Origin of the sequence: Parabacteroides sp. AT13, assembly GCF_002272965.1 — a bacterium.
Lineage (GTDB): Bacteria > Bacteroidota > Bacteroidia > Bacteroidales > Tannerellaceae > Parabacteroides > Parabacteroides distasonis.
The window spans coordinates 1,260,805-1,285,861 of sequence record NZ_NQMH01000002.1 but is presented as its reverse complement, the minus strand read 5'-3'; the positions used below and the strand labels follow the sequence as shown (position 1 = coordinate 1,285,861).

The following is a 25,057-nucleotide window of genomic DNA, read 5'->3' as shown; positions in this document are numbered from 1 at the left end:
TAACTCATAAATCAAAAAATCAGTAAAGATGAAACAATTAATTATGGCAGCAGGATTAGCCGTTATGCTTACTGCCTGCGGTACTTCCGAAAAGAAGACCGTGGAGGGTGAGAACCCGTTCTTTGCGGAATATACCACCCCGTTTGGAGTTCCACCTTTTGATCAAATCAAGTTCGAGCACTACAAACCGGCCCTATTGCAAGGCATGGAAGAGGGACGTAAGGAGATCGAGGCGATCGTGAATAACCCGGAGGAGCCTACGTTCGAGAATACGATTGTCGCTTTGGATGAGCAGGGTGCGTTGCTTAGGAAGGTCCAGATCGTTTTTGGTGGACAGAATAGCGTGAATACGAATGATGAGATGCAGGCGTTAAGCCGTGAGATGTCGCCGCTATTGTCAAAATATAGTGATGATATCAACTTGAATCCGAAATTATTCGCTCGTGTGAAGGCGGTATACGATAAGAAGGATGAGTTGGGTCTCGATAAGGAGCAAATGAAGTTATTGGAGGAGACTTATAAGGACTTCGTTCGGGGCGGCGCTAATCTTTCCGCTGAGGATCAGGCTAAATTGCGTGAGTTGAATAGCAAGATCTCCATGTTACAGCTTACTTTCGGACAGAATATGCTGAAAGAGACGAACGCTTTCAAATTGGTGATCGACAAGCAGGAGGATCTTTCCGGTCTGCCCGAGACCTTGATCGCTAACGCCGCTCAAGCGGCTAAGGATGCCGGGATGGAAGGCAAATGGGTATTTACCTTGCAGAACCCGAGCGTGATGCCGTTCTTGCAATATTCCGATAAACGTGAGTTGCGTGAGAAGATGTTCAACGCTTATATCAACCGTGGTAATAATAATAATGAGAACGATAACAAGGAAGTGGTTCGTGATTTGGTTGCCGCTCGTTTGGCGAAAGCGAAGTTGATGGGCTATGATGATTACGCTTCTTTCGTGTTGGAGGATCGTATGGCGAAAAGCTCGGATAAGGTCTATCAATTGCTAGACGAGGTTTGGAAGCCTGCTTTGGCGAAAGCGAAAGAGGAATTGGCCGATATCAACGCCGAGATCAAGAAAGAAGGCGGCAATTTCGAGGCCGAGGGCTGGGATTGGCGTTATTATTTCGAGAAGGCCAAGAAGGCTAAATTCAATTTGGATGAGAATGAGGTTCGTCCTTACTTGAAGTTGGATAATGTTCGTGAGGGTGCTTTCTATGTAGCTAATAAGTTATATGGTATCACGTTCACCCCGATCCGTAATATTCCGTTGCCTTATCCGGAAGCGCAGGCTTTTGAGTGCAAAGATAAGGATGGCTCTCATTTGGGCGTTATTTATTTCGATTTCTTCCCTCGTGCCAGCAAGCGTGGTGGTGCGTGGTGCGGTTCTTATCGTCCGCAGGCTTATAAGGATGGCAAGCGTGTGGCTCCGGTCGTAACGATCGTTTGTAACTTTAGCCAGCCCGCTCCGGGACAACCTGCGTTGTTGAGCGCTGATGAGGCGAATACATTGTTCCATGAGTTCGGTCATGGTTTGCACGGCTTGTTCCGTGACGTGCATTACTCCGGTGTTTCCGGTGTTCCTCGTGATTTCGTGGAGTTGCCTTCACAGGTTATGGAGCATTGGGTATTCGAGCCGGAAGTATTGAAGGTGTACGCTAAGCATTATCAGACCGGCGAGGTGATCCCGGCCGAGTTGATCGAGAAGTTGGATAAGAGCGGTAAGTACGGACAAGGTTTCGCTACGACGGAGTATCTGGCGGCTTCTTATCTGGATATGGATTTCCATGCGATCAGTGGTGACGCTGCGGATAAGAAGGTGATCAAGTTCGTTGACCAGACGAATAATGTTCCGGCCAACTTGAACGTGATGGATTTCGAGCAACAGACGTTAGGCCGTCGTGGTTTGCTGAAACAAATCCCTTCCCGTTACCGTACGACTTACTTCAACCATACGATGGGTGGCGGCTACACTGCCGGTTATTATAGCTACATCTGGGCCGAGGTATTGGATTGCGACGCTTTCGAGGCATTCAAGGAAACCGGCGATATCTTCAATCAAGAATGTGCCGATAAATTCCGTAAATATGTCCTGACCCCGGGTGGTATCGACGACGCTATGGATATGTACAAGAATTTCCGTGGCAAGGAACCGGGTACGGATCCGTTGCTGAAGAATAGAGGACTGAAATAATCTAGAAATGGAGATTTTATAAAGGCGGACCGGTTGGTTCGCCTTTTTTTGTATATGCTCAACCTCCCGGATCTGTATTACATTTGCTAAGTTTTATCACGAAAAAATAGCGATAGTATGGAGAAAAAGGATTTAGTAGAAGGGATGAGGTTGTATATCTATAAATTGCGTGTGGATGGGCGTTATTCCACGGCGAAGAGCTATCAGGATGCATTGAACTCATTCATGCGGTTTTGTGGGTTGGAGGTAATTCCCTATATTTATGTCAATAAGGAGAACCTTCGGCGTTATCAGGCCTTTTTGTTGAATAAAGGATGTACATGGAACACGGTGTCGACCTATATGCGTCGGATCCGTTGTGTGTACAACATGGCGGTGGAGGAAGGGTTGGCCCCCTATATCCCTTATTTATTTAAGGGAGTTTTCACGGGTATAGAGAGCAAACGCAAAAAGGCGTTACCACAGGATTTATTACGTTCTCTGATGACGGCCTCATTAGATGATCCGGAACTGAGAAAAACACGGCAGGCATTGTGCCTGATGTTCCAGTTTTGCGGTATGGCATTCGTGGATTTCGCTCATCTGAAAAAGGAGAATGTCCGGGGTGGGGTTTTGGAATATAAACGCCAGAAAACGGGTACTCCGATGCTTATAGAGGTACAATCTACCGCATGGGAGTCGCTGAGGGAACTGTCAAGTGATGTAGGTAAGGACTCACCCTATTTGTTTCCTTTCTTGAAAGGGATAAAAGTGGGAAAAGAAGCCTACAAGGAGTACACTTCCGCTTTGGCCCATTTTAACCGGAATTTGAAGAGGTTGGCGAGAGCCTGCGGTGTGTCTATCCCGATCACCTCATATTCGATCCGTCATTCTTTTGCGATGATTTTGAAGGAACAGGATGTCCCGATTGAGATGATCAGCGAACTATTGGGCCATAAATCGATCAAGACTACGCAAATCTATTTGAAAAGTTTCTCGTTGGAAAAGATGTCTGCGGTGAATAAAATTTGTTTTGAGAGTGTGTACAATCATGTACCGAAAGTAGGGTAAAGGGAGTAGGCTACTTGGGGAGTAGCGTATTCTTTCACGGCGCAAATGTAGTAAAAAATAACTAAAAACAAGCAAACAAATGCGCTTGTTTACTCATTGTAGGCGTTTGATCCTCTCTATTCTTTGATTTTCTTATTTTATCCTAGACGTATAGACATGGTGATGCGGGTGAAATGACCTCTTGTTCCCGGTATCATTCCACCATGCCTTATAACCTGTGTGTATTCCTGTAGAGACGGGGCACGCCCCGTCTCATCCCCTCCAAATGGTAACTTAAAGCTACTATCAGACAGTGGGAGACGGGGCGTGCCCCGTCTCTACAACCGGGTGATAACCGTTCTCGCACCTTTTAGGCTACTCCCCAAGTAGCCTAAGATTTCGAGAGATGGTAATTTTCAGTAATGCCACATTTAAAAATATAAAGTACTGTTTATCAAGATGATATAAATGATTCTTGGTAGGGCTCTGAATTGCCGTGGGGTCTGTTTTCGGACCATGGGATAACCACTGGAAAAGATAATCATAGAGATGGATATATTGACAGGCAAGTGCTCGGATGGGTTCATGGCGCATGTTCTGAAGCGACGTGACCAGGAGGCCGTCCGCTGGTACGTGCTCACGCTCCCTACCGCCGGTGGCGGGCGTGACAGGATCAGTCCCTCGAAGGGGCTGGACGCTGAGCTTTCCCGCCGTGAGCGTCGTGGTGAGGCGTTGTTCGAGTATTTCTCCCCCTCGTATGTCGAGGCGAGGAAGGTGGGCGGCAAGATGGTCAACACGAGGCAACCCCTGTTGTACAACTACGTGTTCGTCCACGCCTCGGAGGACGAGATCTTCCGCCTGAAGCGTACGCTTCCCCTGTATAATTTCCTCCCCCGGGTTTCCTCCGGCGGGCGGTCTTATTTCCCGTACCTCTCGGATCGTGAGATGGATACCTTGCGTTGGGTCGCGGCTTCTTACTCCAACGAGCTTCCGGTGTACGTGCCAGATAGCGGCCGCTTGTTGAAAGGCGACCGTGTGCGTATCACCTCCGGCCCTTTTTCCAATATGGAGGCGGAGGTGGTGGTGCAGCCGGGCGGTGGGCATAAGGACGTGATGGTGCGTATCCTCGACTGCCTGTGGGTCCCCTTGTTCGAGGTGAGAGCGGGGGAGTACGAGTTGATCGAGCTGAACACGGGGGGCAAGCACGTGTATACCCATTTGGACAACGACCGTCTGTCGGAGGGCTTGCACGGGGCCTTGGGCCGTTACCACGCCTCTGGCGTGGTAGTGGATGAGGATGCCCGTCTGGCCCGTGAGGTCCTGCGTGGCTACGCCTCTCTCCGTGGTGAGACCGACGTGATCCGTTGCAAGCTTTACTCTTTGCTCCTTCCAGCCTATCTGCTTTTGGGCGAGTCGGATGAGTTCGATCGTTTGCGTTCTACGATGCGCAGCATGCTCCCGGTGATAAAAGCGGGGCAATCCCGTGCCTTGTTGCTGGTCACGCTGTACGGCTGTACGGACAGCAGCCTCTACCAGCGCATGGCGCACGAGCTGGTTGGCCCTTGGATGGAGGAGGCCTCGCCCAAGAGGAGCAAGTCCGTGTTGATACGTCGTTTACGGGATTACGACCGCTGGTTCGGGCACGGGAACGGCGATGAATAAAAGATATGAGAGAAGAGAGAGAGACATGCGGCGTCCCTTCGGGCATCCGGCTGATGAACCTGTTGCGTGAGCGTTTGACAGAGATCATGGATCGTGAGCGTGCGAACCGAAACTCAATACACCTGTACTGCACGGGTCCCTACTGGGTAGCGTTCGAGCGTTCGGCCTACCAGCTGCATCGTGCGTTCCCGGATAGCGAGACCACTCCGTTGCGCCTGTTCGCCTACCCGTTCCCGATCGTGATGGTGTCCGTTACGGATCGCTCGCTCCGCTCATATACTCGCAAGCATATCTTGAGAAGAGACGGGTCGGATTACAAGCTATTGACCGTCCCCGGGTTTCCCTTGGCGGACTACCGTGAATGGCACGCCGGCGAGGTGGAGGGATTGCCCCGGTTAAGCGAGAATTAGATAAGGGCAGAAAAGAAACGGTCGGATCCCCCGGATGGCAATGGCCGTCTCTAGCGGCTAGGAGACCCCTTGGCTTTGGCCGATAGGCTGACCCCGCTTTAACATATACCACTCCGGCCGTCCGGTGGTCCGGCCCTTTTATAATTGAGAATTGAAAATTGAGAATTAAAGAGATGATAATAGCGGTAGATTTCGACGGTACGATCGTCGAGCACAAGTATCCGGCGATCGGGCGTGAGCTTCCTTTCGCCATCGAGACGTTGAGGAAATTGCAATCGGATCGGCATAAGCTGATCCTTTGGACGGTCCGTGAGGGCGGGCTCTTGGAGGAGGCGTTGTCCTTCTGCCGTGAGCGTGGCTTGGAGTTCTACGCGGTGAACCGTGACTACCCGGAGGAGGAGAGAGACCGGAACAACCACTTCTCCCGCAAGCTGAAGGCGGACGTTTTCATCGACGACCGCAACCTCGGCGGCCTCCCGGACTGGGGCACGATCTACGAGATGGTGACCAAGAGACTGAGCTATGAGGACTTGACGCGTAAATACGAGTCGGAATACGAGCCGGAGAAACCCAAAGGTTTCCTGTCCCGCCTTTTCCGTTAAGTCCGTGTCATCCGTGTTTAAAGAAATAAAAACGATAACAAAATAATATGAAGATCAAAAGACTACTGTTCCTATTCTCGCTGCCCCTTTTGCTGGCGGCGTGTACGTCTTACAAGAACGTGCCCTACCTCCAGAACCCGGAGGCGGTGAACGATCTCGAGGGGACGCTTCCCCTGTATGACGCCAAGATCATGCCCAAGGACCTGTTGAGCATCACGGTCAACACGACGGACCCTCAGGCGGCGGCCCCGTTCAACCTGACGGTGCAGACCCCGTTGAACGCGGCCCTGACGAACATCAACACGACGACGCAACCCACGTTGCAGCAATACCTCGTGAACAACTCCGGCGAGATCGACTTCCCTGTGATCGGTACGCTGAGGGTCGGCGGCTTGACGAAGAACGAGGCGGAGAGCCTGATCCGTGAGAGATTGAGGCCTTACTTGAAGGAGGCGCCCATCGTGACGGTGCGCATGGCGAACTACAAGATCTCGGTCTTGGGCGAGGTGGCCCGTCCGGGCAGCTTCACGATCGGCAACGAGAAGGTGAACGTTCTGGAGGCGTTGGCGATGGCCGGCGACATGACGATCTACGGCGTACGTGACAACGTGAAGCTGATCCGCGAGGACGAGAGCGGGAAGCGCAAGATCATCAACCTTGACCTGAACGACGCCGGTATCGTGACCTCCCCGTATTATTATTTGAAACAGAACGACATCCTTTATGTCACGCCGAACGAGACGAAGGCGAAGAACTCCGATATCGGTAATAGCACGACGTTGTGGGTGAGCTCGATCTCGATCTTGGTCTCGATCGCCGGCCTGTTGGTGAACATACTTAAATAATTGAAAATAGAGAATTGAGAATTGAAAATTTAGAGAGATGGTGGACGATGGTATAAATACAAGCAATAATAATAATAACAATCCGGAGGGGGAGGAGCGTGAGATCAATCTTTACGCCGTGTTTTTCAAGTATATGGTTTATTGGCCTTGGTTCGTGGCGAGCGTGCTGGCCTGCTGCATCGGGATGTACGTCTTCCTGCGTTACCAGACGCCGGTGTATAACGTCACGTCGTCGGTGCTGATCAAGGAGGACGAGAAGAAGGGGGCTAACGCCGCCAACGGCTTGGCTGCGATACAGGACCTCGGCATGCTCTCGATGACGAGCAACTTCGACAACGAGGTCGAGATCCTGAGGTCCCGCACGTTGATCAAGAAGGTGGTGAACGATATGGGCCTGTATATCGACATGGAGGAGTCGAACGCCTTGGGCTTCAACCCCCCTTTATACAAGAACTCCCCCGTTAACGTGTTCATCACCCCCGAGGAGGCGGACCGTCTGGTGGCCCCCGTGGAGTTGCGCATGCGCTATACCGTGGACGGGAGGCTGGGCGTGAGGGCCGAGTATAAGATCGATAAGGAGGGTGACTGGGAGACGATGGAGCAGAGTTTCGACAGGCTCCCCGCCATATTGCCCACCCCCGTGGGGGTTTTCAGTTTCACGGGCATGGATTCCATACCGGAGCTGGAGGGCGGGGAGATCGAGCTGGTGGCCCACGTCCATACGCCCACGTCTACTGCCGAGGCTTACGGCAAGGAGTTGAGCGTGACGCCCTCGTCCAAGACGACGACGATCGCCAAGGTATCCTTGAAGAACACGGTGCGGCAACGAGGCGTGGACTTCATCAATCGCCTTGTGTCGTTCTACAACCAAGACGCCAACGACGAGAAGAACGAGGTGGCGCAGAAGACGGCTGAGTTCATCGAGGAGCGCATCGGTATCATCAACGGCGAGCTTGGCACTACGGAGAGCGAGCTCGCTGCCTTCAAGCAACGCTCCGGCCTGACGAATTTGACGAGCGACGCCCAGATGGCGTTGCAGGAAAGCTCGAGGTATGAGCAACAACGTACGGAGAACGCCACGCAGATCAACTTGGTGCAGTATCTCCGCAATTATATCGACGATCCTGCGAACATGGACGAGGTGATCCCTGCCAACGTGGGCCTGCGGGATCAAAACCTCACCTCTGTCATCGACCAGTACAACACGATGATCATCGAGCGCAAGCGCCTGTTGCGTACCTCTTCGGACAGCAACCCGGCCATCATCAACATGAACGCCGGCATCGAGGCTATGCGCCGCAACGTGAAGACGACGGTGAACAGCGTCCTGAGGGGCCTCCAGATCGCCAAGGCGGACATCGACCGTCAGGCGAGCAAGTTCGAGAGCCGCATCAGCGACGCCCCGAGGCAGGAGAAGGAGTTCATGACGATCTCCCGCCAGCAGGAGATCAAGGCCACGTTGTACATCATGCTGTTGCAGAAGCGTGAGGAGAACGCCATCACGCTGGCTGCCACGGCGAACAACGGCCGCATCATCGAGGAGCCGCTCGCCGATGAGCGTCCTGTCGCCCCGAAGAGGATGGTCTTCATGCTTGCGGCGTTGATCTTGGGCCTGGCGATCCCGGTGGGCATTGTCTACCTTCATGACCTGTTGAAATACAAGATCGAGAACCGTGAGGACGTTGAGGCGATCACGGGGGTGTCGATATTGGCGGAGCTCCCGTTGGTCAAGAAGACGGGTGAGGGCTCGATCGTGGTGCGTGAGAACAAGAACGACCTGATGGAGGAGATGTTCCGGGGATTGCGCACGAACCTCTTGTTCATGCTAGGCAAGGACGAGCGTGTGATCCTTTTCAGCTCCACGCAACCGGGCGAGGGCAAGTCTTTCGTTGCTGGCAACTTGGCGGTGAGCTTGGCTTACTTGGGCAAGAGGGTGGTGGTGGTCGGCATGGACATCCGCAAGCCGGGCTTGAACAGGGTGTTCAATATCTCCCGTAAGATGGAGGGCATCACGAACTACCTGAGCGACCCGGATCACGTGGAGTTGTTCGACATGGTCCAGCGATCCGATATCAGCCCTAACCTCGATATCCTCCCGGGCGGTCCCATCCCCCCGAACCCGACTGAGCTGGTCGCCCGTGACGTGCTGGAGAGGGCTATCGCCCGGTTGAAGGAACGGTACGACTATGTCATCTTGGATACGGCCCCTATCGGCATGGTTACGGATACGGCGATCATCGGCCGTGTGGCTGACATGTGCGTGTACGTCTGCCGTGCGGACGTGACACCGAAGGCCGGTTTCAACTACATCAACGTGTTACGGCGTGAGCGTAAGTTCCCGAAGCTCGCGACGGTCATCAACGGCCTTGACATGAGCAAGCGCAAGAACAGCTACGGCTACGGTTACGGCAAGAAATACGGCTACGGCAAGGGATACGGTTATGGCTACGGCTATGGTTACGGTTTCGAGGCCGGTGACAAGAAGAAATAACTAATACGCAAATCATGCAAATAACATTACTACTACTGTCGGGCTTCCTTTTTTCCGTGCTGTTCGGGATGGTGATCATCCCGAGGATCTTGGTGATCTCCCACAAAAAACGGTTATATGATGTCCCGGATTCCCGTAAGGTACATACGACGCCGGTCCCTCGTCTGGGCGGCCTGTCGTTTTTTCCGGTGATCCTGATGTCCATGTTCCTTGTGATAGGCTTCCGCCTGTACTTTTGGGATATGGACTCATCGAGCCTGTCGTTCAACATGCTCTATGAGTATCTCTTTCTGTTCGTGGGCATGACGCTACTCTATCTAGTGGGTGTCTGCGACGATCTTGTGGGTGTTGGTTACCGTTACAAGTTCGCCGTCCAGATCGTGTCGGCATTATTATTGGTACTGTCCGGTAATTGGTTCGGTTCCTTGGGAGGCTTGTTCGGTGTATACTCGGTTCCCGCTTGGGTGGGAATCCCCGTCACGGTCTTTATCGTAGTGTATATCACGAACGCCATTAACTTGATAGACGGTATCGATGGCTTGGCCTCCGGTTTGTGCAGTATCGCCCTGTCGGTCTTGAGCGTGATCTTCTTTATCCGCATGCAATATGTTTACGCCTTGTTGGCCATCTGTACGCTGGGAGTCCTCATGCCTTTTTGGTGTTACAACGTCTTTGGCAACGCAAACCGTGGCCATAAGCTCTTTATGGGTGATGCGGGTAGTCTTACGCTGGGTTACGTGATCAGTTTCCTGATCATTCACCAGTGCGTGTCGAACCAAGTCTCACCGGAGTTGCCAAATCCCTATATGGTGATCGCTTTCGCCACGGTCTTGGTCCCTTTACTCGATGTAATCCGTGTGGTGCTTCATCGCCTTCGTAATCATCGTAACCCGTTCTTGCCCGATAAGAATCATTTCCATCACAAGCTGCTTCGTACGGGTATGCGTGTACGGATGGTGATGGTGACGATTCTGTGCGTATCTGTTTTTTTCATCGTATTGAATGTCTTATTGGCCATGAAGGTAAACGCCACCTACCTCTTGCTCTTGAACTTGGTTTTATGGTCTATCCTTCACTTGACGATCAACCGCTTCATTACGAGGCATCATAAAGAGCAAGAGCTGAAAGAGATAGGGGGTATTTTTACAAAGTAAGTCGTGAAACCGGACAATCTAGCGAGTGAATGACGAGCCGGTATCTATTTTATAAAACGAGATACTCCTCCCTTGCGTCAAAGCAAGGGCAAGCCTTGCGTATGTAAGGGCTTAATTGGTAATGTCCTAGGATGCGTGCCTCCGGATAGTCCCTTCGTAATTGCCGTAGCAGATCCATCAAGGTACACCGCTGAGCGTAGGTCCGAGTATCAGCTGGACGGCCTTGTTCGTCGAGTCCTCCCTCGTAACATATACCGATACTTTTGTCGTTCCATCCGGCTGCGTGCGCCCCGATCTGGTTGACCGGCCGGCAGCGGTGTAATTCCCCGTCCCGTGTGATATAGAAATGATAGCCGATATCGGCGAATCCCCGTGCCTTGTGCGAGGAACGGAGTGCCTCCACGGGAAAATCCCTGTCATATCGTGTGGCCGAGCAATGAATTACAAGGAGTCTGACCTCCCTGTAATTCTGGTAGAAACAATAAACCTTACCCATGATAATTGAAATTGAAAATTAGAGAATACAGGATTGGATGCCAAGTGCTCCCGCGATGGCGGTAGCTACGGCGATGATCACTTTGATAATGGTACTCCATACGGACTTTTTCATGAATTATGAATTTTAAATTATGAATTATGAATTAGGAATCCCGGCTGATATAAGAGGAAAGCTTGGCTTTCCTTTGGACGGCCTCAGCGGACGGGCGTCAAGCGAAGAGACCGCAGCGAGCGCCCGGAGCATCCCTGTCTGAGCGAAGCGAGTTGGGATGCGACAGCGAGCGTAGGTCTCGAAGTAGCCCGTCAGCGTCAGCCTTGACCTTTTGGTTACTTTTGGGTCAAGCCAAAAGTGACACATCAGATCTCATCAGGCGACTCAGAATCGGAACCGCCCCCTTCCTCTACCGGCGTCCCGAGTATCGTCACCTTGAGCAACGAAGTCTTCTCGCCCAGCAGCGAGTAGCGTCGTGCCCCGTTCAGTATGGTATAGGAAGGCGAGAATCCCGGCACGATAGTCCGTATATGCGTAGCCTTGACCTCGGGGGCGGTCGCTACCCCCTTCTCCGTGACGAAGCGGTTATAGACGGTTCCGAACCCTAGCAGCTCCACCTTGTAACCTTTCTGTAGGTTCTTGATGACATACCGCTGATAACGATCCAATACGTTCAATACGTCACCCTTCGTGAGCGAAGACTCCTCGGCGATCTGGTCGGCCGCATCTTGTGTGGACAGGGTACCGAAATAATAGGGAACCGGCTTGTACACCTCCTGCTTAGGATCCGTCTTGGGGATAAAAAACTTTCGTGCTTGAAATGCTTGTGGCATAGTTTGATAATTAAAGATTAATAATAGAAAATTAATTGCTTGCTGATCAATGTTACAAAGATAGGTTCCGCCGTAAGGGGCGGTGATGCCGATTGATGCCCGGGGTAGGGAATAACGATTAATTAACATGGGACGCAGTGATAACCGCCGGTTTCTTACGCTGCCTATCGTAAGCCCCTTTGAATAGGCATTATAAGAAGCCTTGGATGGGCATTGTAAAGATCTTAGAATACCCATCCAAGTTGACAGTTGACTAGTGACAGTAGGCTGTTTTTATTTACCTCTGTGCGCAACTGTCAACTAATTTACGGTTCTCCTAGGTAGTGGATGATTAATCTGATCTGTCGGGGCGTGAATATACGTTGCTCGGGGCGGTAGCCCGTCTCCAGCAGCTTGTCGTGCAATTCCGTGCATCGAATGATCCAACGACGTAAGCGGTTGCAAGCTTGATGGGAGGCCAGCTCCGGGAAATAGGATGCCGCTAGTGCGGACTTTCTTAATGGCAAGAACATTTGATTTATGATTTATAGATTTGGGAGAATGAAACTTTCAAACTTTCAAACATTCGTCCCCCCCTCACACACACACGCCCGTGGGGTACGTTATATAGGGGTGTGAGGGAGGCCGGGATTACTTATGGGTGACACGGCCGCCGAAGCTGTACTCTCCCCGGCCGTTCTTCTCCAGCGTGCCTCGTTCCTGCATTCGCTTGAGACAGGTATCTAGGGTGGCGGTGGGGATGTTGTTCCTCTCTGCTTCCTCCAAGGCCTGTTGTCGGTTGAAAGAGAGTGGAAGGGCTGCGAAGAGGGCCTCTTGGGGCGTGGGTGTGCGAGAGCGTGGCACCTCGTCAGACGGAAGCAAGGAGAGTATGCCCGCCGAATGACGGTAGAGCGGCTCCACGAGCGAGAGGACAGCCTTAAAATCGTCATCATCGATACGTAACTCTAGGGAAGGAACGATACCGTCCCGTACGTTCTCCTCCGGGATCTCGGGGGCAGGCGAGAGACCGGGACAATTGAGAATTGAAAATTGAGAATCGAGAATGGCTTGTGGGATGAAGAGACTCTCCACCGATCGCAGGAAGGCCACCACGGAAGCGATCCGGCAGATATTGATGGCGATACGGGCCACGGAGCTTCGCATCGGATAACCGTAGGAAAGACCGGCGTGCCCGAATATGCGTGCGAAGCAGCTGTTGAATCGCTCCTTTTGCGTGTCGGAGAGATGGAATTGTATGACATTGACCCTCTCATGTAGGTAGTCCACGAGTTTCTTCCACTGTCTCCCCCAATCGGAGAAGAGGCTATCCATGTCCTCGTCGCCCTGCTCGAACTGATCCGCCCACTCGTCGATGGGTGGCATCCGGTAGAACAATTGGCGTGAGAACAGCCCGTTCTCGGCCGAGGGAATAAGTGGCCGTACCTGCGCTGGAGTGCCGCTTAACAAGACACTGAGGTAAGAGGCCGGGCACTCCCGGTATTCCCGGTTCGTGCGTCGGTTGAAGGCCAGCCGCTCGTGGTCGTGGCATTTACGCAAGGTATCGCTCCAGTGCCCGTGCTCGGTGCCGATGGCCGTGCTCACGGTATCGGCCTCGGTCTCGCAGATCAGCCCTATGCCGTCGGCCTCGATGAGGTTCTCCAGCACGCCGGTGCCGGAATTGTTACCGGCAATAAGGAACATCTTGAGAGGAGGCATCTCGGGCTCCGGCGTATCGGATTTTTTCTTGCCCAGCGAGTCCCAACGGCTCTTCTCCTCCCGGTAGGCTTTATGCCTCTGCCGGTAGTCCGCCATCATCGCCTCGTGTATCGGCTCGGCAAGCCGGCGTGTCCAAGCGAGGGCTCCCTTTCCTGAGGCGGGAGGGGCGACGATGAACGTTTGCAGGCAAGGGTAATAGAATTTTCGCCCGTACGATATCCGGATCGATTTGTTGAGTGTCGCTCCCAACACGGTGATAGCGCCCAGCAGGAGGATATCCCGTTGGGCGGGGGTATCGCCCCGGCCGATCATCCGCTTGAGGAAAGCGGGCCAAGGATACTCCGGAAAGGCGGGCGGGACATTTTTCACTGGCGGTTCCTCGTGCGTACACGTGTGCGTGTGTGAGGGAGGCGTGAATGTTTGAAAGTTTGAAAGTTTCCCGGCCTCAGCCATGGATTTGTCCAGTTTCACGCCGGCTAGGTCCGCCAAGTGGAATACGGATCCCAAGCCATTCCGTCCATTGCCTCCTTTGAGGGCATGGTCGTATAGCTTATCCGCTTCGCCGGAGACATATTTCTCCGACATCCGGCAGATACGATGAAAGAATGTCCGGCCGGCCTCTCCGCAATCATTGGCGATGGCGAAGGCGATCGGCATATACTCTTGATAGGTGGGAGCGATGTTCGCCCCCTGTTTCTCGATGGCGACAACGAGCCGCTCCAGATCTGATAATGGGTTCATGATGATATATAATTTTCAATTTTCAGTTCTCAATTTTCAATTCTCCCGTAGCCTCGCTGAGGGATCGTGGCAAAGGAAGCAAGCCCGTGAGAGGTCTGCGTTCGTGGCATCAGCTTTCAGCCCGTATTTTCCCTCAAGATATTCCCAAGCGAATTGTACCGCCTCGTCGAAAGACTCCTCCACGGTTTTCTTGATCGACAGGCGATAGGGTACGAGGAGCTTGATTCCCGTGGTACTGGGACTCACGAAGGAGAGATCGGGGCGTAGCCGCTCGTCGGCGAACAGCGTGTCCCTCCAACGGATCGCCTCTTCGGGTGAGGAAAGGTGATCGATGTCGATGACGAACTCGCCCGACGGCAATAGCAAGTGATCTTCCCTGCGGTAGGAGAAGATACCGGCGGGGGTGACATAGGGTAGCAAACTCTGTTTCAGCCGCCTGAACCGTTTCTCGTCGCCCGATGCGGCACGTACTTGATCGGTACGCTCATGCAGCCACTCGCTGGTGGTGATATAGGCGTGCAATTGACTGACACAGACAACCCCGTTCGACACTTGATTGGTGATGGGGGCGTTGAAAAAGGAAAAGATAGACTCTTTCATGATCGGATAAAATAAATTGATTATTCGGTTACTGCCGGTAAAGGAATGCGTTCCTGCCCGTTCCCGGAATAGCGATGGACGGGACGGGTACGGAAACGGACGTACGGTGGATGAAATGAGGATAGAAATAAAATATACCCCCGTGAAAGGGGTGATTATTGTTAACACTTAAATTAAAAACGGATATGACAGAAAATCAAGAGCGGGCGGAACAGGCACGTTCTGCCTTTACGGTCAATGGAGGTAACGTGCAGATCCTGCCCAATGCCACCATCGCTATCCAGAACATCCATTGGGGTGACGGGACGGTGACACGGACGGAACGCTGGATTACGCCCGCAGAATCGGGACTTCATGAGTCTCCGTCTCCTCCGATAAACTCTCCTGCCCCTCCGGTGACGGCTGAACCCTCCTCGTTGGCCTTGTTCATCCCGGACGAGGCGACCCGTCTTGTCTACGAGGCCCGCCTATGCGTCTGCCCGGACACGGTCACCCTTTGCCAGACGGTATTGACGGACCTTTACAACGAGATCCTAGCCGACTACTCATCTCCCCTCAAGCTGGTCAAGAGCCGTGCCTTCATCAGCGCCCTCTTGCCTCACCTCACGTTCGTGAATGGGGCGAATGTACCGAGCATTCGGTATGGGATCAGGAAGTATGTGCTGGGGGAAGGATAAGTGTAAGGAATATTATCGGGAGGAAGATGTTCCTCATTCATTAGTTTATGATGATAAATCAATTAAAAGCTGGAGCAGCCTTGAATTATGTCTCTATCATGCTGAACATGGTAGTGGGGCTTGTATATACCCCTTACATGTTACGCATGCTGGGGCAGTCGGAATATGGCCTATATTCATTGGCTGCGTCCATTATCGCTTATTTGACCGTATTGGATTTGGGGTTCGGTAACGCTATCGTGCGTTATACTGCGAAATTTGAGGCGGAAGGGAAGAAACGGGAACAGCAGGAAATGTTCGGTATGTTTTTTCTACTGTATATAGGGATCGGGCTGATAGCCATAGTTGTCGGTACTTTACTGTCTTTGAATGTAGATCGAATGTTCTCCGTGAATATGACAGCATTGGAGGTGAATCGAACTCGTATCATGCTCTGGTTGATGACATTTAATCTTGCTTTTACCTTCCCGATGAGTATTTGGGGTAGTATCATGACTGCCTATGAACGTTTCGTGTTTCAACGATTGGTGAGTATCGTGCGCAGTGTGCTTAATCCGGTTGTAATGATCTTATTGTTGGTTGTCGGTTATAAGGCGGTTGCGATGGTGGTGGTCACAACCTTGTTCAATATCATAACTTTGATTATCAATTTTTATTATTGCAGATATAAGTTGTATGTCAAGATACGTTTTGGGCATTTCAATTCTGCTTTTCTTAAAGAAGTTTCGATCTATAGTTTCTGGATATTCCTTAATGCGATAATAGATCGGATTTATTGGAGCACGGGGCAGTTTGTTTTGGGAATGTATAGAGGAACCGTGGCAGTGGCGGTATATTCCGTGGCGATTCAACTTACGCAGATGTTTATGATGTTTTCCACGGCGATAAGCGGTGTATTTCTTCCAAAAGTTACGGCTATGGTGACTTATGGCGGCAATGAGAAAGAAATATCGGATTTGTTTATTCGTACGGGTCGGATACAGTATATCGTGATGTCGTTTATTCTCTCTGCCTTTGTTGTGTTCGGTCGTCCGTTCATCCGGCTGTGGGCCGGGGAAGGATATGAGGAGGCGTACTATGTATCACTATTGTTCTTTTTCTCATTGTTGATTCCTTTGATACAGAACTTGGGGATCACGATCCTTCAAGCCCGGAACCAGATGCGTTTTCGTTCTGTGTGTTATGTAATAATCGCTTTTTGCTGCTTGGCTTTCTCCATTTATGGTACCAGAAAATGGGGAATGATGGGATGTGCTTACGCTACGGCGGGCGCTTTGTTGCTAGGACAAGGCTTGGTGATGAATATTTATTATAAAGGTCGGCAAGGCATAGATATCTCTCGCTTTTGGTGTGAGATAGGTAGAATGTCGATAATGCCGGTAATATTTGTGATTCTTTGTTTGTGGACTGTAAATCATTGGGAGATAAATTTGACTATACCTGTCGTATTTATTTATTCAGTGGCCGTATTTGTGGTTCTTTATGCTCTACTATTCTGGTTTATGAGCATGAATGCGTATGAACGAAATTTGTTTATCTCTCCTCTTAAAAAAATAACGATATAGAGACCTGAGATTATGAGGTTAATTGACAGGGCTTGGTGCTTGAATTGGTATTTGGGATTTTAATCGTATGATACATATTACAGATAAGCGGGACTGTTGTGGTTGCAACAGTTGTGTGCAACGTTGTCCTAAATCATGCATTAGGATGCGTGAGGATGACGAAGGTTTTCTTTATCCGGAGGTAGATGAAAGTGTTTGCATTGATTGCGGATTATGTGAAAAAGTATGTCCGGTAATTCATCAAGCGAGAGAAAATAGGCCTATAGTCGTATGTGCGGCTAAAAATAAGAGTGAGGAAATACGCTATCAAAGCTCTTCTGGTGGCGTCTTTACGGCTTTAGCCAATGAGATTATCAGAGAGGGTGGAGTCGTGTTTGGGGCTGGTTTTGATGAGAATTGGGAAGTAAAGCATGATTGTACAGAGACGGTAGAGGGATTGTCTGCTTTTCGAGGTAGCAAATATGTGCAGAGCCGGATAGGGGATAGTTTTAAAAAAGCGGAACAATTCTTGAAGATAGGGCGTACGGTTTTATTTTCTGGGACTCCTTGCCAGATAGCGGGGTTAAAGCGTTTTTTGCGGAAAGAATATGATAATCTTTTGACGGTGGATTTTATCTGTCATGGCGTGCCTAGCCCGGGTGTATGGCGAGAATATCTGAAGGAGGAAACCATACGTCTGTATGATAGAAAAAATAGGTTTTTGTCTCACCCTTATCAAAAAGAAGAAGTTTGTATAGAAGGTATCTCGTTTAGAGATAAACGCTTAGGTTGGAAAAAGTTTAGTTTCACTCTCCACGTTTCAGTGGCTGATAGACACGGAGACAAAAAATCGTTTTTACTCTCTGAGCCTCTGGACAAAAATATTTTCATGCGAGGATTCTTGGCAGATTTGTATTTGCGTCCGAGTTGCTACGCTTGCCCTTCGAAAACCTTTAAGAGTGGAAGCGATATCACGATAGGGGATTTCTGGGGCGTACAGCATGTGATGCCGATGATAGACGATGACAAGGGGGTAAGTGTGGTAATGCTGAACGCTATAAAGGGTGAGACCTATTTCCGGAAGATAGGTTTGGATAGTAGCATCGTAGGATATGAGGTAGTTTTACGCTACAATCCTTCTATTGAAAAATCGGTTAGCTTAACAGGGAAACGCAAGCTTTTTTATTCAGATACGAAAGCAACGTTGGATGAGAGGATTGAGAATTTATGTCGTTTGACATATAAACAGAGGTTAAGGATGATATTTGACATTATTCTCGGAGAAAAGGTGAAGAATTTTATAAAGAGACATTGTTTGAGCAAATTGGAATCATGAAAATAGGTATATTGACTCAACCATTTAGGGGAAATTACGGAGGCATACTACAAAATTGGGCATTGCAACGGACGCTTAGGAGCATGGGGCACGAGCCTGTGACAATCGATATTCTTCCACGTTCGACAATTGGGCGATTTATTCTCTCCACGATCAAATCTTTTGTGCTTTGGTTCATTCCTTCACGTAGGCGAACGTTTCAGAAATGGAGCGATAAGCGTAATCCGTTGTTCGAGGATTTTGTCAACAGGCAGATCGTGAAGACGCATGTTTGTAGACGTTATTCTATGGACATCGTAGAGGAGTATGGTTTGGAGGCCCTTTTGGTTGGTAGCGATCAGACGTGGCGACCGATGTATAACGTGGGGATGTTGTCGGATATGTTTTTGGGTTTCGCCTGTGATTTCACAGGAAAGAAAGTCGCTTACGCAGCCTCTTTTGGTGTAGATTACTGGGAGTATACGGAGAGACAAACCTCGTTTTGCGCTTCTTTAGCTCAACGATTCGACGCCATATCTGTGCGTGAAACGAGTGGGGTGAAACTTTGCGAGAGATATCTGGGGATAAATGCGGCTGCCGTACTCGATCCTACGTTACTTGTCGAGAAGGAGGCATATGCGGAACTATGCGAGAAGGTTCCTTTTTGCGGAGAGAGATATCTTGCGGGCTATGTGTTAGATGCCTCGGAAGAGTCGGATCGGGTTATTGTCGAGGAGGCGGAAAAGCGAGGGCTATCAATCCGGCGTTATTCGGCGGATAATCATGCGAGGCTGACAGTGGAGGAGTGGGTTGCGATTTTTCGAGACGCTAGTTTCGTGGTGACTGACTCGTTTCATGGAACCGTGTTTTCTGTCATCTTTGGGAAACCGTTCCGTAGTGTCGTGAATGAGACAAGAGGGGGCGCACGTTTCGCTGACTTGTTGGAGAAGTATCATTCTGGAACTTTAGCGGAGTGGCGGCAGAAGAGTTTTAATTTTTTACGGGAAGCGTTCAGCTCCTTGGACGGAAAAACAGAGTCCTTATAAAATCAATAAATTATGGATAAGCAACCTGCTGTATCAGTGATTGTTCCTGTATATAAGGCAGAGAACTATCTATGTCATTGCGTGGATAGTCTATTAGCGCAGACATTTCCTGATTTCGAGATCCTTTTGATAGATGACGGTAGTCCGGATCATTCCGGAGATATTTGTGATGAATATGCGAGGAAGGACAGCCGTGTGCGTGTATTCCACAAAGAAAACGAAGGTGTCTCAAGTACGCGCCAATGCGGAATCGATAACGCTAAAGGTGAATATACGATCCATGCCGATCCTGATGATTGGGTAGAGCCAGACATGCTGGAAGAACTTTATAAGAAAGCGAAGGAAGAGGATGCGGATGTCGTGATATGTGATTTTTATGAGGATATTGGTGATAAACGGAAATATATTAGACAACAGCCCTCGGATTTGGATCATAAAACCGTGCTGCGGGAATTGTTCCAACAATTGCATGGTAGCTGTTGTAACAAGCTCGTTAAGCGAGCTTGTTACAATGGTGATGTACGTTTCGTGCCGGATCTTACGTTTTGCGAGGATTTATGTTTCAACGCCTTGATATTAAGGAAGGAGATCAAGATTGGATATTTACCTCGGGCTTTTTACCACTATGAGCAAAACGTGAATGCGGGATCGCTTACAAGAAATTCTTCTCCTGAGCAGTATGTCGTACTGATGAATATATTGGAGAAAGGGCTCGATACGGCAGATTTCCAAATGATACGACCTATTTTGATTTATTCGTGGGCTTATAAAGCCTTTTTGATGAGGCTTTATACTGATACCCAATTTCGATCGCTGTTTTGGAAATATCAACTTGATTTTTTTCGGTCTATATTGTTAAGTCCATTGTGTTTTAAGAAGGTAATATTACTTTTTATTTCTTGTTGGAGCACGCAAAAGTGGGCATATAAGATATATGAATTGTATAAATTGCATGAGATACGTAAATAATTATTGAGATGTTTTTTGTTCTACTTACCTTTGTTCTTGTTTTTTCTGTATTTCATGTTTTATATGGGAATAACCCTCCTAAATCAATATATATAATATCTGTAATATTATTGATTTTGGTAGGAGGATTTCGCTACTTTGTGGGGATAGATTATGAGGCATATAAATTAATGTATGAATTAGATAATGACTCGTCAAATTATTTGTATTATGTAGAACCCGGTTGGTCTGTAATTTATAATATTATACATTTTGTCAAAGGAACTTATATTTTGTGGTTCTTGGTGATTAATGCAATAACCGTAATACTAATGATCTACGGTATAAGAAGACAATCTCCTTTCATTTTTTTGTCAATGATATTTTATGTGGGTAGTTTTCTGTATACAGAATCATTCAATGCGATGAGGCAGTGTGTGGCGATGGCTATCGTATTTGCGGGGACACCCTTGATTTTTCAGAGGAAAGAATGGTATTATATGTTGTTGATTGCTTTGGCTATGTGCTTTCACTATTCAGCGGGTATAGCTTTGGTTTTCTTTTTGTTGAAAAAGAAGTATAATTTCACTTTAATGCTGAGTGTATTACTTTTTTCAGCACTGTTTGGGGATTATTTGTTGAATAATTATCTGATTCCTTTAACGGAAAGTTTCGGGGCGTTTTTTTCCTCGGCCTTGGATACAAGAAAGAGTTATGTGCTAGATGCTACGGAGCATGACGTGATGCTTAATTCTGGTTTGAAAAAATTGGTATATAACGTGTTAGCCTTGATTATGCTGGTATTTGCCAAGAAATGGGATGGTCAGAAGTTGTTTTATCTAAACTGCTTTGTGTTAAGCATCATGATATATAATGTTTTTCGTGGTTTTCTGGAGTATTTGAGATTATATCAGTATTTTTTCATGTATGGACTTATCCTATATCCGATTGTAGTGAAGAATGTAAAGGATAATATGGGAAAGTGGATTGCGTTTATGCTGCTTTTTATTCCGATTCTGATTTTTGTGCTAAAAGATAACTTTGATGTTATATATCAAACAAGATTTGGATTGTTTGAGTAAGAGGATATATGCCTTGTTTTTTGTATTAATACTATTGTTTTCTTTGTCTAGAAAACACCTTATCTAAGTAGTAGCGAAATAATAAATATAATATATGATGGATAATTTGAAAATCAAAATTCCCAAGACAATTCATTATTGTTGGTTTGGTAGAAATCCTCTGCCATCATTGGCCATAAAATGTATAGCCTCATGGAAAAAATATCTTCCCGATTATGAGATTAAAGAATGGAATGAGGATAATTTTGATGTGAACGTTGTTCCGTACACTCGAGAAGCTTATGCTGCAAAAAAATATGCGTTCGTGAGTGATTATGCCCGTTTTAAGATTTTGTATGAGGAGGGTGGCCTTTATTTTGACACGGATGTGGAGGTGATAAAACCTTTCGATGATATTATTGCCAGAGGTGCTTTCATGGGGTGTGAACGTGATGCTGGAGATAGGGGGGGAGCCTGTGTCAATCCTGGTCTTGGTCTGGGAGCCAATCCTAATTTTGGGCTATATAAAGAGATTTTGGATCTTTATGCTACCTTACATTTCTCTTATCCGGAAGGCTCTCTCAATTTGAAAACCGTAGTTGAATATACTACAGATTTATTGTGTAAGCATGGTTTGAAAAATATTAATGAAATACAAAAATGTGCTGGGATTTGGATTTATCCCAGTGCGTATTTCTGTCCAATATCTGTGGAAGATGGTAAATTACGTATCACTTCCCATACTGTATCAATTCATCACTATGCACAGTCTTGGCAAAGTCCTATACGAAAGTATGGACGTAAGATTGTCTTGCTTTTAGGGGGGAAATCCTTGAAAGATATATTGAAACGTTGGCTTTATCTGAAATGAGCTATCATATTTCTCTTTCTTAGGATGAGTTTGGAACCTTGTATAAATCAAGTTTCATACATAATACAATACATAAATGAAAATTTTATTTGCCGACAATTCCCTCTGGGCTCAATTGAACTTTAGGGGTAGTATTATTACGCATCTGCGTGACGTAGGGCATGAGGTGGTGATGGTATCGCCTATAGATGCCCAAAGCCAAGAGATAGTTATTCCTGACAGAATACGGCATATTGCTATAGAAATGCGGCGTACGAGTACGAACCCGTTGCATGATATTCTCTATTTTTTCCGGTTGATGAGCATTTACTGGAAAGAACGACCGGATTATATTTTCCATTGTACAATTAAACCGAATATATACGGTACGTTGGCAGCGCACTTATTGAGTATTCATTGTACGGCTATGGTAGCGGGACTGGGCTTTACTTTCTCGCATACCGGTTTGGCTAGTAAGATGGCTCATCGATTATTTCGTCTCGGACTGAGTTTCTCCGATAAGATCATGGTGCTAAATGAGGAGAATAGGCGTATATTGATGGAACAGGGAATGGCCCGGAAAAAGCAACTCGTGTTGTTGGAAGGAGGAGAAGGGGTAGACTTGGATAAGTACTCTTTTTCGGATAATCGTGCGGACAAGACCATTTTTTTGATGGTGGCTCGAGTTCTTTATGATAAGGGGTATGAGGAGGTAGTGGAAGCCGCCAAGATCGTGAAGCGCACGCATCCGGAAGTGGAAGTACAATTGCTCGGTCCGGTGGACGAGGCGTACCCAAACGCTGTAAGCCGTGAGCAGATCCGAAAAGATGAAGAGAGTGGAGCTATTACTTATCTGGGCTATACGACCGAACCTGCCAAGTTGATGGGAAGACCTGGTATATCATTATTATTAAGCAGTTATCATGAGGGCTTGAATCGCTCTTTGATGGAGGGCTGTGCCTTGGGCAAACCGATCATCGCATCCGATATTCCCGGATGTCGGGAAACTGTGCGTGAGGGTGAGAATGGCTATTTGGTCCCTCCGAAAGATGTAAACGCTTTGGCGGATGCGATGCTTCGCTATTTGTCATTGAGCGATGAGGAAAAGGAGTCTATGAGTATCAATAGCCGTCGGCTGGCAGAAGAGCGATTTGATATTAAGTATGTAAAGAGTTGCTATGAGCGAATTTTACAGGAATATGATTCTTGATTCCGATAAAAGAAGAAAAGAAAGATCTCATGTTAAGGCCTCCCCTAAAAGGAGGCTTTTTTTGTTTCCGGAAACATTACATTATGTTTCTTACCGCCTTTGTATTACAGAAGACTAAATGATTCAACAGTTCCGCATCAGGTTGTGTAGGTAATATTGTGTCATAGAAAGAATTTATGCAAGAATATTTCTGTGTCAGAAAGAATATTGACGTTTTTCTTTCTGTTGCGGAAATATTACGTTATACTTCTCACCACCTTAAAATACATTCTTGGCTTAACCGTTTGTCGGAGTGAAAATAATAGCTTACCTTTGCATATAATAGCTTGATTTTAACGTTTGTCATTAAGCTGGTGAGGAAGACTTATGAAAGAGATTAGATTAGAGAATTTTCGGTGTTATACAGAGCTATCCATCCCCTTGAAAAGTAGAGTCAATTTGCTTGTAGGTGATAACGCTACCGGGAAGACATCCGTGTTGCGAGCTTGTAAGTTTGTGTTGAGCGCATTCTTCAGCGGGTTTAGCGATGATAATACCAAATGGGTTAATCCCGGCAATGAGGATTTCATGCAAATGGAGACCGGTGGAATCTTATTGCAGGAGCGTCCTATTCATATTTCTTTTGATGTGGCTGATGTGATGGGGAAGGAGGCGGATTCCACGGGTGGAGATTCGTTTTATACTTTGATAAAGAAAAGCAAGAAAAATAGCCGTTCCTTGACTTCGGGACTTAAGGAGTATAAGGATTGGGCAGCTTTGTTGATGCATAACTATATTGGTAAGGAGGGACAGAGAATCGCTTTACCTCTTTTCGCGAATTTCTCGACAGAAGATATTCATGCCATTCGAAAGATCGATTTTGGAAAGTTCAAGGAGTATAACCATAAGCCTTCTTTTGGCTATTATGAATGCTTGGAGGGGGATGGCTTTTTCCCTTATTGGATTAAGCGGTTGCTGGTTTTACAGGAAGGTAGGGAAAACCATTTGGAGATAGATATAGTTCGCAAGGCTATACAGAAGGCTCTTGGAGCGGGTGGTTGTGCGATTATACAAGACATGGAGGTTCGGCCCATCCGGAAAAAAGTATATTATATCTTGATGGATGGGCGAGAGGTAGAAGCTGATTTCTTGTCAGATGGATATCGAAGGCTGGTTTATATAGTAACGGATCTAGCTTTTCGTTGCGCATTGCTAAACCGGGGTATTTATGGTGAGGAGACTTGTGCGAAAACCCGGGGTACCGTCTTGATTGATGAGGTGGATTTGCATTTACATCCAACGTTGCAATCGGTGGTGCTGAAAGGATTGTGCGAGGCATTTCCTGGATTGCAGTTTATCGTTAGTTCCCATGCTCCGATGGTTATGTCGGGGGTGGAAAGTAATGAGGTGAATATTGTTTATAAGTTGAGTTACTCGGAGGAACAGGGCTATCGTATAATGCCGACTGTCACTTATGGTATGGATATGTCGACGTTGACCTATGTCGTGCTTGGTCAAACGCCTCGTGCGGTTGAAGTAGATAGGCAGTTGAACGAATTGTTTGAGTTGATAGATGTGGATCGCTTGAAAGAGGCTGGAGATTTGTTACAGAAGTTGAGAGGGAAATATGGAGATTCTTTACCCGAACTTGCCCGGGCGGAAGCGATGTTGAACTGCTTGATTTAAG

General features: G+C 48.1%; 24 protein-coding genes. 18 read left to right on the top strand and 6 right to left on the bottom strand.

Going from position 1 to position 25,057, the window contains the following annotated elements; all coding sequences use genetic code 11:
* Positions 1–28: 28 nt before the first annotated feature.
* From CI959_RS19715 to CI959_RS19675, 8 genes are all read left to right on the top strand, one after another.
* The gene (locus CI959_RS19715; RefSeq protein ID WP_005866465.1) at positions 29–2,188 is read left to right on the top strand and encodes a M3 family metallopeptidase; all 2,160 of its coding nucleotides are present in this window, start codon (positions 29–31) and stop codon (positions 2,186–2,188) included.
* 117 nt (positions 2,189–2,305) lie between these two features.
* The gene (locus CI959_RS19710; RefSeq protein WP_005857932.1) at positions 2,306–3,238 is read left to right on the top strand and encodes a site-specific integrase; all 933 of its coding nucleotides are present in this window, start codon (positions 2,306–2,308) and stop codon (positions 3,236–3,238) included.
* A gap of 528 nt (positions 3,239–3,766) precedes the next feature.
* Positions 3,767–4,879: a transcription termination/antitermination protein NusG gene (locus CI959_RS19700; protein ID WP_095231521.1), complete on the top strand. Its 1,113-nt coding sequence runs from the start codon at positions 3,767–3,769 to the stop codon at positions 4,877–4,879.
* Between the two features lie 5 nt (positions 4,880–4,884).
* Positions 4,885–5,289, top strand: coding sequence for a hypothetical protein (locus CI959_RS19695; RefSeq protein WP_005857929.1), 405 nt, complete (start codon positions 4,885–4,887; stop codon positions 5,287–5,289).
* Positions 5,290–5,462: 173 nt separating this feature from the next.
* Entirely contained in the window at positions 5,463–5,891 is a 429-nt protein-coding gene (locus tag CI959_RS19690) for a BT0820 family HAD-type phosphatase (RefSeq protein ID WP_057317744.1), read from the top strand.
* Positions 5,892–5,938: 47 nt separating this feature from the next.
* Positions 5,939–6,736: a polysaccharide biosynthesis/export family protein gene (locus CI959_RS19685; RefSeq protein WP_057317743.1), complete on the top strand. Its 798-nt coding sequence runs from the start codon at positions 5,939–5,941 to the stop codon at positions 6,734–6,736.
* 37 nt (positions 6,737–6,773) lie between these two features.
* Positions 6,774–9,227: a tyrosine-protein kinase gene (locus CI959_RS19680; protein WP_095231520.1), complete on the top strand. Its 2,454-nt coding sequence runs from the start codon at positions 6,774–6,776 to the stop codon at positions 9,225–9,227.
* A 14-nt stretch (positions 9,228–9,241) separates the two neighbouring features.
* The gene (locus CI959_RS19675) at positions 9,242–10,381 is read left to right on the top strand and encodes an MraY family glycosyltransferase (protein ID WP_034531333.1); all 1,140 of its coding nucleotides are present in this window, start codon (positions 9,242–9,244) and stop codon (positions 10,379–10,381) included.
* Between the two features lie 49 nt (positions 10,382–10,430).
* Here the strand turns inward: CI959_RS19675 and CI959_RS19670 are convergent, their stop codons facing one another.
* A complete protein-coding gene (locus CI959_RS19670) occupies positions 10,431–10,877 on the bottom strand; it encodes an N-acetylmuramoyl-L-alanine amidase (RefSeq protein ID WP_048928665.1) in 447 nt (148 codons plus the stop codon).
* A gap of 18 nt (positions 10,878–10,895) precedes the next feature.
* Entirely contained in the window at positions 10,896–10,991 is a 96-nt protein-coding gene (locus tag CI959_RS21630; RefSeq protein WP_005855736.1) for a smalltalk protein, read from the bottom strand.
* Positions 10,992–11,010: 19 nt separating this feature from the next.
* Between CI959_RS21630 and CI959_RS21950 the strand changes: the two genes are divergently transcribed.
* Complete coding sequence (locus tag CI959_RS21950) at positions 11,011–11,133, top strand: hypothetical protein (RefSeq protein WP_009274984.1); 123 nt, start codon at positions 11,011–11,013, stop codon at positions 11,131–11,133.
* A gap of 103 nt (positions 11,134–11,236) precedes the next feature.
* Here the strand turns inward: CI959_RS21950 and CI959_RS19660 are convergent, their stop codons facing one another.
* The 4 genes from CI959_RS19660 to CI959_RS19645 form a co-directional block, all read right to left on the bottom strand.
* Positions 11,237–11,704, bottom strand: coding sequence for an HU family DNA-binding protein (locus tag CI959_RS19660; protein WP_005857915.1), 468 nt, complete (start codon positions 11,702–11,704; stop codon positions 11,237–11,239).
* Positions 11,705–12,009: 305 nt separating this feature from the next.
* Positions 12,010–12,216 (bottom strand): DUF4248 domain-containing protein, encoded by a 207-nt coding sequence (locus CI959_RS19655; RefSeq protein WP_005857913.1) that lies wholly within the window; start codon positions 12,214–12,216, stop codon positions 12,010–12,012.
* A 118-nt stretch (positions 12,217–12,334) separates the two neighbouring features.
* The gene (locus tag CI959_RS19650; protein ID WP_095231519.1) at positions 12,335–14,140 is read right to left on the bottom strand and encodes a DUF3987 domain-containing protein; all 1,806 of its coding nucleotides are present in this window, start codon (positions 14,138–14,140) and stop codon (positions 12,335–12,337) included.
* A 36-nt stretch (positions 14,141–14,176) separates the two neighbouring features.
* Positions 14,177–14,740: a BT4734/BF3469 family protein gene (locus CI959_RS19645; RefSeq protein ID WP_095231518.1), complete on the bottom strand. Its 564-nt coding sequence runs from the start codon at positions 14,738–14,740 to the stop codon at positions 14,177–14,179.
* Positions 14,741–14,925: 185 nt separating this feature from the next.
* On the opposite strand from CI959_RS19645, the gene CI959_RS19640 reads away from it, so the two are divergent.
* From CI959_RS19640 to CI959_RS19600, 9 genes are all read left to right on the top strand, one after another.
* Positions 14,926–15,417 (top strand): hypothetical protein, encoded by a 492-nt coding sequence (locus CI959_RS19640; protein WP_087346469.1) that lies wholly within the window; start codon positions 14,926–14,928, stop codon positions 15,415–15,417.
* A 47-nt stretch (positions 15,418–15,464) separates the two neighbouring features.
* A complete protein-coding gene (locus CI959_RS19635) occupies positions 15,465–16,982 on the top strand; it encodes a flippase (RefSeq protein ID WP_008772483.1) in 1,518 nt (505 codons plus the stop codon).
* A 67-nt stretch (positions 16,983–17,049) separates the two neighbouring features.
* The gene (locus tag CI959_RS19630; protein ID WP_008772482.1) at positions 17,050–18,297 is read left to right on the top strand and encodes a Coenzyme F420 hydrogenase/dehydrogenase, beta subunit C-terminal domain; all 1,248 of its coding nucleotides are present in this window, start codon (positions 17,050–17,052) and stop codon (positions 18,295–18,297) included.
* Positions 18,294–19,322 (top strand): polysaccharide pyruvyl transferase family protein, encoded by a 1,029-nt coding sequence (locus CI959_RS19625; RefSeq protein ID WP_087346461.1) that lies wholly within the window; start codon positions 18,294–18,296, stop codon positions 19,320–19,322. Before CI959_RS19630 ends, CI959_RS19625 begins: the two co-directional genes overlap by 4 nt.
* A gap of 12 nt (positions 19,323–19,334) precedes the next feature.
* Positions 19,335–20,291, top strand: a complete 957-nt coding sequence (locus CI959_RS19620; RefSeq protein ID WP_008772480.1) for a glycosyltransferase family 2 protein — start codon at positions 19,335–19,337, stop codon at positions 20,289–20,291.
* A gap of 8 nt (positions 20,292–20,299) precedes the next feature.
* On the top strand, positions 20,300–21,352 hold the full coding sequence (locus CI959_RS19615) for an EpsG family protein (RefSeq protein WP_095231517.1): 1,053 nt from the start codon (positions 20,300–20,302) through the stop codon (positions 21,350–21,352).
* Positions 21,353–21,446: 94 nt separating this feature from the next.
* On the top strand, positions 21,447–22,202 hold the full coding sequence (locus CI959_RS19610; RefSeq protein WP_057326488.1) for a glycosyltransferase family 32 protein: 756 nt from the start codon (positions 21,447–21,449) through the stop codon (positions 22,200–22,202).
* 76 nt (positions 22,203–22,278) lie between these two features.
* Entirely contained in the window at positions 22,279–23,391 is a 1,113-nt protein-coding gene (locus tag CI959_RS19605) for a glycosyltransferase family 4 protein (protein ID WP_095231516.1), read from the top strand.
* Positions 23,392–23,757: 366 nt separating this feature from the next.
* Positions 23,758–25,056: an AAA family ATPase gene (locus CI959_RS19600; RefSeq protein ID WP_095231515.1), complete on the top strand. Its 1,299-nt coding sequence runs from the start codon at positions 23,758–23,760 to the stop codon at positions 25,054–25,056.
* Position 25,057 lies beyond the last annotated feature (1 nt).

What these genes read in the sequence shown, in the direction of transcription:
- CI959_RS19685 (WP_057317743.1), top strand. Translation starts at nt 5,939, where the DNA reads ATGAAGATCAAAAGACTACTGTTCCTATTCTCGCTGCCCCTTTTGCTG.
- CI959_RS19655 (WP_005857913.1), bottom strand. Translation starts at nt 12,216, where the DNA reads ATGTTCTTGCCATTAAGAAAGTCCGCACTAGCGGCATCCTATTTCCCG.
- CI959_RS19695 (WP_005857929.1), top strand. Translation starts at nt 4,885, where the DNA reads ATGAGAGAAGAGAGAGAGACATGCGGCGTCCCTTCGGGCATCCGGCTG.
- CI959_RS19600 (WP_095231515.1), top strand. Translation starts at nt 23,758, where the DNA reads ATGAAAGAGATTAGATTAGAGAATTTTCGGTGTTATACAGAGCTATCC.
- CI959_RS19690 (WP_057317744.1), top strand. Translation starts at nt 5,463, where the DNA reads ATGATAATAGCGGTAGATTTCGACGGTACGATCGTCGAGCACAAGTAT.
- CI959_RS19605 (WP_095231516.1), top strand. Translation starts at nt 22,279, where the DNA reads ATGAAAATTTTATTTGCCGACAATTCCCTCTGGGCTCAATTGAACTTT.
- CI959_RS19715 (WP_005866465.1), top strand. Translation starts at nt 29, where the DNA reads ATGAAACAATTAATTATGGCAGCAGGATTAGCCGTTATGCTTACTGCC.
- CI959_RS19625 (WP_087346461.1), top strand. Translation starts at nt 18,294, where the DNA reads ATGAAAATAGGTATATTGACTCAACCATTTAGGGGAAATTACGGAGGC.
- CI959_RS19650 (WP_095231519.1), bottom strand. Translation starts at nt 14,140, where the DNA reads ATGAACCCATTATCAGATCTGGAGCGGCTCGTTGTCGCCATCGAGAAA.
- CI959_RS19620 (WP_008772480.1), top strand. Translation starts at nt 19,335, where the DNA reads ATGGATAAGCAACCTGCTGTATCAGTGATTGTTCCTGTATATAAGGCA.
- CI959_RS19700 (WP_095231521.1), top strand. Translation starts at nt 3,767, where the DNA reads ATGGATATATTGACAGGCAAGTGCTCGGATGGGTTCATGGCGCATGTT.
- CI959_RS19640 (WP_087346469.1), top strand. Translation starts at nt 14,926, where the DNA reads ATGACAGAAAATCAAGAGCGGGCGGAACAGGCACGTTCTGCCTTTACG.
- CI959_RS19630 (WP_008772482.1), top strand. Translation starts at nt 17,050, where the DNA reads ATGATACATATTACAGATAAGCGGGACTGTTGTGGTTGCAACAGTTGT.
- CI959_RS19675 (WP_034531333.1), top strand. Translation starts at nt 9,242, where the DNA reads ATGCAAATAACATTACTACTACTGTCGGGCTTCCTTTTTTCCGTGCTG.
- CI959_RS19670 (WP_048928665.1), bottom strand. Translation starts at nt 10,877, where the DNA reads ATGGGTAAGGTTTATTGTTTCTACCAGAATTACAGGGAGGTCAGACTC.
- CI959_RS19660 (WP_005857915.1), bottom strand. Translation starts at nt 11,704, where the DNA reads ATGCCACAAGCATTTCAAGCACGAAAGTTTTTTATCCCCAAGACGGAT.
- CI959_RS21950 (WP_009274984.1), top strand. Translation starts at nt 11,011, where the DNA reads ATGAATTATGAATTAGGAATCCCGGCTGATATAAGAGGAAAGCTTGGC.
- CI959_RS19680 (WP_095231520.1), top strand. Translation starts at nt 6,774, where the DNA reads ATGGTGGACGATGGTATAAATACAAGCAATAATAATAATAACAATCCG.
- CI959_RS19615 (WP_095231517.1), top strand. Translation starts at nt 20,300, where the DNA reads ATGTTTTTTGTTCTACTTACCTTTGTTCTTGTTTTTTCTGTATTTCAT.
- CI959_RS19645 (WP_095231518.1), bottom strand. Translation starts at nt 14,740, where the DNA reads ATGAAAGAGTCTATCTTTTCCTTTTTCAACGCCCCCATCACCAATCAA.
- CI959_RS21630 (WP_005855736.1), bottom strand. Translation starts at nt 10,991, where the DNA reads ATGAAAAAGTCCGTATGGAGTACCATTATCAAAGTGATCATCGCCGTA.
- CI959_RS19610 (WP_057326488.1), top strand. Translation starts at nt 21,447, where the DNA reads ATGATGGATAATTTGAAAATCAAAATTCCCAAGACAATTCATTATTGT.
- CI959_RS19710 (WP_005857932.1), top strand. Translation starts at nt 2,306, where the DNA reads ATGGAGAAAAAGGATTTAGTAGAAGGGATGAGGTTGTATATCTATAAA.
- CI959_RS19635 (WP_008772483.1), top strand. Translation starts at nt 15,465, where the DNA reads ATGATGATAAATCAATTAAAAGCTGGAGCAGCCTTGAATTATGTCTCT.